This is a genomic window from Ferrovum myxofaciens (genome assembly GCF_000735045.1).
Classification (GTDB): domain Bacteria; phylum Pseudomonadota; class Gammaproteobacteria; order Burkholderiales; family Ferrovaceae; genus Ferrovum; species Ferrovum myxofaciens.
Window position 1 is genome coordinate 1 of record NZ_JPOQ01000459.1, and the last position, 314, is coordinate 314.

At 58.3% G+C, this 314-nt stretch carries 1 protein-coding gene; it reads right to left on the reverse strand.

Annotated elements, in window-relative coordinates; all coding sequences use genetic code 11:
- On the reverse strand, nucleotides 1-314 hold a 314-nt coding region (locus IV91_RS0114565; protein ID WP_031599550.1), incomplete at both ends, for an IS1595 family transposase.

The window sequence follows — 314 nt, forward strand, 5'->3', positions numbered from 1 at the left end:
ATGCGTGGACTTGCGGCGGTTGAACCGAAACGCGAATTCGTCGAGATAGGCCTGCAGGTGTTCCTCCTCGAAGGATCCTTGGTGCGTGCCCATCAGCCAGCGCTTAACCAGCGCGGCGACGCGGTGCACACCCGGCAAGACCTCGTTGGCATCTTTGCCGGAGCCTTTGACGGAGGTTCCATGGTGGGGGTATTCGTCTTTGGTTGCGCCTGGGTAGGATGTCAGCCCGTCGGTGTAGATGGTCGAGCCCGGTTTGATATGCTTCTGAATAAACGTCTTGAGCGCTTCGGTTTCGGCGTTGGGGATGATTTGCA